The organism is Candidatus Enterococcus moelleringii, assembly GCF_017377575.1.
Classification (GTDB): Bacteria; Bacillota; Bacilli; order Lactobacillales; family Enterococcaceae; genus Enterococcus_A; species Enterococcus_A moelleringii.
In genome coordinates, this window is the sequence record NZ_JAFREM010000025.1 from 218,807 (window position 1) to 226,877 (window position 8,071).

Annotated in this window: 9 protein-coding genes; 7 read left to right on the forward strand and 2 right to left on the reverse strand. The window is 46.3% G+C overall.

The window, feature by feature from the left end; translation table 11 throughout:
* Positions 1-70 precede the first annotated feature (70 nt).
* The 5 genes from JZO70_RS16065 (at position 71) to JZO70_RS16085 (ending at position 4,538) form a co-directional block, all read left to right on the forward strand.
* A complete protein-coding gene (locus JZO70_RS16065; RefSeq protein ID WP_207674682.1) occupies positions 71-463 on the forward strand; it encodes an FMN-binding protein in 393 nt (130 codons plus the stop codon).
* Between the two features lie 12 nt (positions 464-475).
* On the forward strand, positions 476-2,947 hold the full coding sequence (locus tag JZO70_RS22475; RefSeq protein ID WP_207674683.1) for an FtsX-like permease family protein: 2,472 nt from the start codon (positions 476-478) through the stop codon (positions 2,945-2,947).
* 39 nt (positions 2,948-2,986) lie between these two features.
* A complete protein-coding gene (locus tag JZO70_RS16075; RefSeq protein ID WP_207674684.1) occupies positions 2,987-3,679 on the forward strand; it encodes an ABC transporter ATP-binding protein in 693 nt (230 codons plus the stop codon).
* A 175-nt stretch (positions 3,680-3,854) separates the two neighbouring features.
* Positions 3,855-4,049: a helix-turn-helix transcriptional regulator gene (locus JZO70_RS16080; protein ID WP_207674685.1), complete on the forward strand. Its 195-nt coding sequence runs from the start codon at positions 3,855-3,857 to the stop codon at positions 4,047-4,049.
* A 3-nt stretch (positions 4,050-4,052) separates the two neighbouring features.
* Positions 4,053-4,538, forward strand: a complete 486-nt coding sequence (locus JZO70_RS16085) for a DUF6773 family protein (protein WP_207674686.1) — start codon at positions 4,053-4,055, stop codon at positions 4,536-4,538.
* 18 nt (positions 4,539-4,556) lie between these two features.
* On the opposite strand, the gene JZO70_RS16090 is transcribed toward JZO70_RS16085, so the two are convergent.
* Positions 4,557-4,799: a hypothetical protein gene (locus JZO70_RS16090; protein ID WP_207674687.1), complete on the reverse strand. Its 243-nt coding sequence runs from the start codon at positions 4,797-4,799 to the stop codon at positions 4,557-4,559.
* A gap of 563 nt (positions 4,800-5,362) precedes the next feature.
* Between JZO70_RS16090 and JZO70_RS16095 the strand changes: the two genes are divergently transcribed.
* Positions 5,363-6,646 (forward strand): MATE family efflux transporter, encoded by a 1,284-nt coding sequence (locus JZO70_RS16095; RefSeq protein ID WP_207674688.1) that lies wholly within the window; start codon positions 5,363-5,365, stop codon positions 6,644-6,646.
* 59 nt (positions 6,647-6,705) lie between these two features.
* On the opposite strand, the gene JZO70_RS16100 is transcribed toward JZO70_RS16095, so the two are convergent.
* Entirely contained in the window at positions 6,706-7,296 is a 591-nt protein-coding gene (locus tag JZO70_RS16100) for a type IV toxin-antitoxin system AbiEi family antitoxin domain-containing protein (protein ID WP_207674689.1), read from the reverse strand.
* Between the two features lie 386 nt (positions 7,297-7,682).
* Between JZO70_RS16100 and JZO70_RS16105 the strand changes: the two genes are divergently transcribed.
* Entirely contained in the window at positions 7,683-8,060 is a 378-nt protein-coding gene (locus JZO70_RS16105) for a hypothetical protein (RefSeq protein WP_207674690.1), read from the forward strand.
* Positions 8,061-8,071: the final 11 nt, after the last annotated feature.

Sequence of the window (8,071 nt, forward strand, 5' to 3'; positions counted from 1 at the left end):
GCCTGAAAGACAGGTTAAGGCTGTGAACGTATGCTTAGTTCACAGTCTTATTTGTGTTGGAGGTGAAAGGGTGAAAAGGAAACGAAAAATTTGGCCGCTTACGTTAACGGCGGTAATTACCTTGGGGCTGTCTTGTCTGGCATTTGCCTTGCTGCTGCGGCCGCGGCCTTTAGAAATTGAAACAATCGACCTGAACACAGTGGCAGACGGGACTTATACCGGCATTTATCAAAATAAAATTCTGCTGGCGGTGGTTCAGCTGGAGGTGGCCGACCACGAGATTACCAGCATTGAGATTTTGGAACACAAGGAGGCCTATTTGCCGCAAGCCTGCCAGATTTCCCAAGAAGTAGTGGCGGATCAGTCACTGGAGGTGGATACCATCAGCGGCGCCACCTTTACCTGCGATACCGTACGAAAAGCCATCGAGGATGCGCTGCAACAGGGCATTACTCAACCATAGAGGGGTGAAAAAGTGAAAATTATTTTGAAATACATCTTAAACAGTATTAAGGAACGAAAACTGCGCACCATGGTGATGCTGCTGTCGGTGACCTTATCCACCACGCTGCTGTTTGTCTCCTTCGGCATCGGTGCGTCCTATGAAAGCGCCCAGCGGAAAATGGCTATCGGTTATGCCGGGAAAGCTCGGATTGCCGTCACCAACACCGCGGAAAGCAACTGGATCACCAAAGCCGAAATTCCGGAGGCGGAGGGGATTCAGCAGGCTGTTGGATTGCTTCAAGCCGATGGACTTTACGACAAGGACGGTTACTATGAAAACTTCGACCTGATCGGCGGCGAGCTGGCAGATTTGGAAGCTATCAACGCTCCGAGGGTTCAAAGTGGGGATTTATCCGACTTCAGTGGGGATCAAATCGCCGTGCCGGATCGTTTTGCCAGCAAATACGGCACCAAAGTGGGGGATACGGTTCGGCTGAAGATCGCCGGCGACTACCACGAGCTTGAAGTTGCTGCCATTTGTGCCTACGATACGATTTTCCTGCGGAGCACGCGAGGCTTTAACGCGCTGATTCCTTTTGAGACGCTATCGAAAATTGTCGGGTCAGACCAAGCCTACAGTGAAATCCTGATTGTACCGGAAAGCGGTGCGGATACCGATCAATTACAGGCTGATTTGTCTGGGAACATGAGCACCCACGCCTACGAGGTTTCAGCGGTCTATAACGAAACTGCGGTGGCCGCCAACGCCCAACAAAAATCGATGCCTTTTTACCTGATCAGCTTTTTTACTTTAACCATTAGCAGCTTTATCATCTATTCCAGCTACAAAATCATTACTTCCGAGCGCTTAAAGGCGATCGGCACCTTCCGCAGTATTGGCGCCGATCAACGAACGGTGCGCAATATATTGATGGCGGAAAGCTTGGTTTATGGCGTTTCCGGCAGCTTGTTGGGGATTCCGGCGGGCTATCTGACGCTGAAGTTTCTGCTGTATGGCATGAGCGACACCGCTTCTTACGGGATCGAAATTCCGTTGGTGGTTTCACCCTTGAACGTGATTTTTTCTTGTGGTGTAGCGATTATCGTGTCAGTCTTGGGTGCCTATATTCCAGTGAAGCGAGCCAGCAAATTGCCGGTTAAAGATGTGGTGCTGGGAACGGTGGAGGAAAAGCCGGTTTCCAACCAAAAGATTCTGTTGTTGGGGCTGCTGCTGTTTATCATTTCGATTATTTTGCCGCGGATCACCAGCGGGGAAATGGTCACGGTGGCCGGCGGTGTCTCTTTGATCACTTTGCTGGTGGGAGCGATTATGATTGTGCCGTTGTTGATCAACGCCATGTCGCAGGTTTTGGAAAAAGTTTATGGCCTGCTTTTTGGTAATGTCGGCAAGCTGGCCGCCCGCAATCTGCGAGGCAACAAAAATACCAATCAAAACGCCACTCTGCTGTTTATCAGCATCTCGGCTATTATCGTAATCAGCACCGTGGGAAGCTTTGTGAATGTCTATATTGGCGATGTTTTCCGCGATGCCAGTTTGGACGGTTTTTCCGATGCCGTGGTGAATGAAGATTTTATTGATGAAGTCAGAAATTTGGACACCGTCAGTGAAGTGCTGCCGTTGTATGTGCTGGACGAGACCGTTCAAGTCAACGGGGAATCGCTGCGGATGGAGTCCACCGATGATATAAAATTATTCAACGAAATGCTGGGGATGAATTACAGCGGCGATGAATCGGCAACGATGGAAAGAGAATTCGATCAAGGACGCAATGTCATGCTGAACCGTGATGTCATCAGTGCCATGAATCTGCAAATTGGCGACGCTGTGAATTTGAGCGGCCCGGATGGAATTTTCAGCTACACGGTGGCTGGCAGCTTCCAATCTCGCGCCGATGATGTGGCGGCTGTGATCCCATCCAGCTATGCAAAGGCTGATTTTTCTCCAACAGAATACGGGTTCTTCGCCTTTAAAGCTGGCGATCCCGAGGCGGTCATGACTCAGCTCCGGGACATGTTGGGTGAGCAGCAGCATTGGAGCCGCACGGTGGAAGAATACACCAACGATGCCTCCGAGACCATCGACACCTTTCTTTCACCGATGCAGAAGCTGACCTGGTTCATTCTGCTGCTGGCGACTGTCGGGATCATCAATAATTTGCTGATTAATTATATTCAGAAAAAACGGGCCATCGCCATGTACAAGTCGGTGGGACTAAGCAACGCCCAGAACCTGAAAATGACCATGATCGAAGGCTTTTCCGTGGGACTGTTGGGGGCCTTGCTGGCGGTCGCGGTGTCTTATGTAGAAATCAAAACCGTGTTCCTCGTAGCCGGACCGAAGATTTCCATGGAGCCGCAGCTGGAATTATCCACCTTCCTATTTGCCGCCTTGATGGGCATTGTCATCACCCTGATCGGTTCCGTGGTGCCGATTGTCAAAGGAGCCACCATGAAACTGGTAGAGGAAATCAAATTTGAGTAAGCCAAAATGAACCGGAAAGATTCCAGAAAGGATAGGAATATGACGAGAAATAATGGACTTGTGGCCGTAGAAGGTCAAAATATCACCAAACAATTTGAGGTCGGCACGGTAGATACCACCGTGCTGCGGGACCTGTCAGTGAAAATCGATCGAGGCGAATTTGTCTCCATCATGGGACCCTCTGGTTCCGGTAAAAGTACCCTGCTGTATATTTTGAGCGGGCTGGATGTGCCCACAAAAGGCAGTGTCCTGCTGAACGGGCGGGATATTTCCGGGATGGACGATGGCAAAATGAGTGTCATGCGCCGCCGCAGTATCGGCTTTGTCTTCCAGTTTTACAACCTGATTCCCAATTTGAACGTGGAGGAAAATATTCTGCTGCCGGTTTTATTGGACGGAAAAGATATGAAGGCTTATAAGAAAAAGCTGGATCACATTTTGGAAATTGTCGGCCTGACTGAACGTCGCAAGCATACGCCCCGGGAGCTTTCCGGCGGCCAACAGCAGCGGGTAGCGATTGCCCGCGCGCTGATCAACGACCCAGATATCATCTTCGCCGACGAACCTACCGGCAATCTCGACAGCAAATCCGGCACCGAGATTTTGGAATTGCTGCGGGAAATCAATCAAGTACAAGGGAAAACCATCCTGATGGTGACTCACTCCGAGGACGCCGCCAAGTATGGCAATCGGACGATTTATGTTCGCGATGGCGTGGTGGAGCAGGGGTGATTGGATAAAAAATTGTCTAAAGCATGTTACAGTGCTTTAGGCTTTTTTTGGTTTGAGGATCACTAGAATATCTCCTTCCAGCAAAATATAAACCACTAAATGCAATATATACTTTACATTTAGTTGGATATAACCTACAATAGGTTTATCGAAAGAGAAAGGACAAAACGGTCGTATGAAAAATAAACGAATCAAAATCGCCCGCATCGAATGCGACATGAGTCAAGAGGATTTGGCAAACGCAATTGGGGTCACCAGACAGACAATCGGCTTGATCGAGGCGGGGAAGTACAATCCCACCTTGAAGCTGTGCATCGCCATCTGCAAAACACTAAATAAAACACTAAACGATCTATTTTGGGAGGAATAAGAGATGAAGACGAAAACAATTAAGGATGAACGGGTTACGCAGTTAAAAGACAAAATACAGAGTGAGGCTTATTTAGTAGTTACGGCGGGGTTGTTTATATCGATGCTGGTTAAACAAGTCGCATTCGATCAGCCTTTGTCAGCTTTTTCTACTGAATTAATCGTTATGTTGATTGGAGCTGTCTACGCTTCTGCAAGAGGATCAATGCTAGGCTACAGCTCAACCAGCACTTCCCGATTTGGAAAAAAATCGATGGTAATAGTTGCAATAGTGGTAAGTGTGTTTGTGGCTGTTCTTAGCGGCGTGCACAATTATTCAGCTTATGGGGACAAATATACCAGCATATTCGATTTCCACTTTATTGTTGCTATAGGATTCACCTTCGTTTCGTCCTTTATCTTCACTTCGATCATCCTTGGCGCTGTCTATCTTGTGGAAGAACATGGCCAAAAGCGCCTGGAAAAGAAACTAGAGGATGAGGAAGAGTAGGCGGAGTACAGTAGTTTGTTACCCCCGTCGAACCCACTCCTTAACGTGTTCTGGGACATTATCTGGCAGAATAAGTGAGCCATCGCCATCAGCTTTTAGACTTACTCGTTTAGATTTTTTAGGATTTGAAAGAATCGGAGGAATCGTTTCTTCGGCTATCTTTCGGAAAATAAACGGCTTTATTTCGTCACCGTTTGTCATTCCTAAGTCATCCAAGATTTTCTTTTCAGCATCGGTTAGATGTATTTCAATATTAGGCAAAGCCAGCAACTCCTTTTCTATTTTTTCAGCAAAAAGACTTTTAGACAGTCTGATTATAGCATGAAAAGGCTGATTTATCGGCCTTCAGAAAAGAAACCAACAAACAAGCGGTTGACATTCAACCAAATATGCTCTAAGGTTTAGAGGAACATGCGGAGGCGCTCATTCTTAGAAATGATAGCCGGACAAGCTGACAGGTGAAACTCCTGTTTTCTTGTCCGGCTTTTTTTCGTAAAAGGAGAAAAGGCTTTCGCGGTTACAGGTATCCGGCTTCCAAAGCTGAACAAGTTTGCGGAGCCATAAAAATATATAGGTTTTCACAATTAGTAAGCTGTTTAACTATGTTTACGGTGTCCGGCTTCCCAAACTAGCTTTGTCGGCATTAAGCAAAAATTGGGAGAAACTTGAGGAGCAGTTTATCCCAATTTTAGTCTTAATGCTCCAAAGCTGAACGAGTTTGGAAAGCCTTTATAATAATCAAGGAGGATTTTTACATGGAACTGCTGCAAAAGAGAATACGTCCACTTTATTTCAGGTATTTGGCGGCTGCGTTTGGCAGCACCATGATTACTTCCATCTACAGTATTGTGGATATGGTGGTGGTTGGGCAATACGAAGGGCCAAGCGGGACTGCCGCGCTGGCGATTTTCGCGCCCATTTGGAATATTATTTTCAGTTTGGGGCTGCTGACGGGGATTGGTGGCTCGGTATTATACAGCGCCGCCAAGGGCAAAGCCAAACAAGACGACAGTGCCAACGCTATCTTCACCACTGCTGTGATTGGAACGACAGTTTTGGCGCTGATCAGCTGGCTGGGGGTCATATTTTTCGATCGTCAGCTTTTAATGCTCTTTGGTGCAGAGGAAACGCTGCTGCCACTGGCCTTAAATTATTTAAAACCGTTGAAATTTGTGATTCCGTTTTTCACCTTTAGCCAGCTGCTGGCGGCTTTTTTGCGAAACGACAACAATCCCGGACTGGCTACGCTGGCCGTATTGATCTCAGGGGTTGTGAATATTGTTGGTGATATTTTCTTCACCTTCACCTTGGATATGGGGATTTTTGGTGCCGGACTGGCAACAGGGCTTAGCGGTGTTATATCCGTGTTGATCATGCTGCTCCATTTCAAGGGTAAAAAGAATACCCTGAAGCTGGTAAAACCCAACGGCCTGACTCAAAAAACGCGCAAGATTGTTACCACCGGTTTCTCCACCTTTTTTATCGACATTGCGATGGGGATTTTGACTATGTTCTTTAACCGTCAAATTATTCGCTATGCCGGTACAGACTCCCTAGCGGTTTACGGAGTGATCGTAAATATTAGTACAGTTGTTCAGTGCTGTGCCTACAGTGTCGGGCAGGCGGCCCAGCCGATCCTGTCAATCAATTACGGAGCAAAAGAGTGGGGGAGAATTAAGGAGACCTTGAAATATGCCTTGTGGACTGTGGCTTTTTTCAGCCTGGTGTGTACGTCAGTTACCCTGGCGTTTCCGAATGGCTTTGTCCGAGTGTTTATGGCTCCGACGGAAAGTGTGCTGGCCGTGGCGCCAACCATCATTCGGCGTTATTGTCTGTCATTTTTGCTGATGCCCTTTAATGTGTTTTCTACGTACTATTTTCAAAGTCTGCTGAAACCATGGGCCTCCTTCGCCGTTTCTTTATCCCGTGGTTTTGCCATCAGCGGTACGTTGATCTTCGCATTGCCAAGGCTGTTTGGCGGCGATGCCATGTGGTTTGCCATGTCGATTACGGAATTAATCGTGGCAATTGGTGCTCTCTCTTTGATGGTCTTTTACACCAAAGCATTGAGCAAAAAGAAGGCCGGTGCCATCACATTAGCCCAATAAGAAAAAAGCGTCAGAATCCTTTTTACACCGGGATTCTGACGCTTTTTACGTGTACTATCTCACAGCAAGATCTCCAAATAAGGTTGAATCTTCGCTTCCAGCTTAAAGAGTCGCGCATAGTCATTCAGTTTGGCGATGTTGCATGCGTCTGAGCGTATGTATTGCTTCAAAGCAGACATGAGCAGCTCTTTGTCGGCTTTGTATTTTGATTTCAGTAAATCGATTAAGGTTCGTTCAATTTCATAAACCTTGATGGCGGCATGATTAGAACGTTCGATGCTAGTGATGCCAGTCGTGAGTTCATTGCTGGCAATAATTGGTTGCACCTGGACTTTTTTCGCCCTAGAGGTGTTAAAGCCCCGGGGGAAAGTCATGTGTATTATCTCCGGCGCACTCTCTGTGTACCCCAACAGATACAAGGCTGTTTCGTGTGAGAAGATCCCCTGCGGCAAGCGTTGTTGAATGATCAAGTAGTGATCGACGTAATTGGAGGCCATCACATAGATACCTCGTTCCACTCGAAAAATCAATTTTTCATCTTCCAATTGGGACAATGCCTTGCGCGAATAGCCAAGATCGGTCACCATTTTGGACGTAATTACCCCATTTTGTTCTTTTCCCAGACGTAAAATATGCTGTTTATTAGACATCAAAATTCTCCTTTTAAGAAACAAAGTGACTACAATAGGATAACTTTGTTAGTCACTTTGTTTCCCTGATTAAGTGAAAAAGCTCAATCATTAGAATATCGTTATCTTTATGAGAATGCAATCCTTTCTAGGAGATAAGAATCCTCTTTTAGAGCTGTTGTGAAGCGAATGTTATCGATTTTGAAGCTGAATACCGTGTTTGTTTTATATATTTTCGTTTAGATATAAAAAAAATCCGCTGAAAACATTGTAAAAACAGGATTTATTGCAATAACTTGGAAAATGTTTTAAAAAAACAATTGACAGTGAACGAAAAGTGCGGTAGCCTGTAATCGTCGATATCGCACAAAATGAAAACTAGTCAATAAAAAAAGGAGGCATGCAACTTGCAAGAATTACAAATTTCCCGTCTGTTTACATGGAAGCGCTCCACCGTCGAATCCCGCGTTGGGACATTCTACAATGAAACCGGGGACTCAAAAAATACCATCAAGTACCTAGTCGCCCTGCAAATTCGCGATGAATTAAGCGTTGAGGATTTCAGCTTCGTGCTGAAGGAATTAGTCCGCCATATTTTCTTAAAAACCAAAACAACCCGCGCTCTGCGCCGCTATTATTATTTGTTTCTAGATTATTTTACCGCCAAGGAATGGAAGCACTTAACGTCCCGTCTGTTTACCGTCAAACGCTTTGTCACTGAAAAACTGACCCAACTAATGGACCTGATCGAAGAAGTCCGTCCCGAAGCATTTGCGGTACCTTGACGAGACAGAAA